The sequence below is a fragment of the Xenorhabdus sp. SGI246 genome, from assembly GCF_040838225.1.
In the GTDB taxonomy this organism is placed as follows: Bacteria; Pseudomonadota; Gammaproteobacteria; order Enterobacterales; family Enterobacteriaceae; genus Xenorhabdus; species Xenorhabdus indica.
On record NZ_JBFPEZ010000147.1, the window covers coordinates 1 to 1,433 of the forward strand.

Here is a 1,433-nt window from a genome sequence, read left to right on the forward strand (position 1 = left end):
GCTGCAAAGAAGAAATAAACATGTTGCTCGCTTTTTTCTGCACCCCAAAATTAATTATGCTGCATGATGGGAGTATGGGCATTTGCACACCGGGTTAATAATTCATTTACTATAGGAAAACCTTTAAACTATCTTGCATTCACATAATAAGTGCAACACCGTTATGAATGAAGCAAACGAGTCGGTATTCCCTTGAATAACTCATTCGGTGTTTTGTAACCTCGCGTTTTTCGAGGACGTTTATTTAAGCGGTTTTCCACGAGATTTATCTCCCGCTCTGATACCTTATTAAAATCGGTTCCTTTTGGGAAGTAATCTCTGATTAATCCATTCGTGTTCTCATTGATCCCTCTTTCCCAAGGTGAATAAGGGTGAGAAAAATAAATCTTTGTCTCTAAATTTTTACTGATAAGTTCGTGTTCAGAAAATTCCAATCCGTTATCAAAAGTGATGGTTTTAATCTTTTTTTTTATATGTGATAAATTCCTCGTCGCCGCTTTTGCAACCCCTTCCGCTGTTTTATCTTCCAGTTTAATTATGATAGTAAATAGCGATTTTCGTTCAACTAAAGTTAATAATGCACTTTTATGATCTTTTCCAACAATAGTATCCCCTTCCCAATCACCAATACGCTGCTTTTTATCCACAATTTTGGGGCGATTATCAATACTGATCCTATTTTTGATTTTTCCTCTGCGTTCATAACTTCCATAGCGTTTTCGATACGGTTTTTTAGCAATTCTGAGATGCTGCCATAAATCGCCACCATTAATTTTATCTTTATAAATCAAACGATAAACTGTTTCGTGATGCAACGAGATTATCTTCTCCCTTTTAAGATAACCGACGGTTTGTTCAGGGCTTAAATCTTGCCAGATTAATTGCTTAATAAACAGTGTTATCTCTGGTGTCACTTTGACAGCTTTTACAGCCGTATGGCGACGCTCTAAAGCTTTAAGCTGGGCTTGTTTAGGGCAGTATCTCTGTGCTTCTCGATTTCTTTTCAATTCACGGCTAATCGTTGATGCAGCTCGATTAAGTGACGTTGCAATAACTCGTTGTGTAAAACCGGCTTCTTTTAAACTGAAAATCTGATATCTTTCTATTTCGGTCAGTTGCATATAGGCCATAGTGCATTTTCCTTTGGCGAGAAAGATGCCTACTATAGCAACTGACCGCCTTTCTTAGGAATTGCACTTATTAGGCGAATCCAAGAATATTAATTATTATATGAATAAAATAATTACAATATAAAATTATTAGCGAAGCCACACCAGGCTGTTATTTCAGGAGAGATATTTATATGGGTTTACTCTTTATGATGGGATTTACACCATTAAGTTTGGGTGATGTTGCCGTGTCGAATCCAAGTGTTTTAAATTGAGAATAATCTATTTATTTTTTGTTCTTTACTAGATAGTGTCGTCATGAAA

The 1,433-nt window shown here is 36.1% G+C and carries 1 protein-coding gene; it reads right to left on the minus strand.

Annotation, left to right across the window (positions count from 1 at the left end):
* Positions 1–161: 161 nt before the first annotated feature.
* The gene (locus ABLA85_RS18625) at positions 162–1,130 is read right to left on the minus strand and encodes an IS30 family transposase (protein ID WP_367965801.1); all 969 of its coding nucleotides are present in this window, start codon (positions 1,128–1,130) and stop codon (positions 162–164) included.
* Positions 1,131–1,433: the final 303 nt, after the last annotated feature.

Coding starts and splice junctions, on each gene's coding strand:
- ABLA85_RS18625 (WP_367965801.1), bottom strand. CDS start 1,130: ATGGCCTATATGCAACTGACCGAAATAGAAAGATATCAGATTTTCAGT.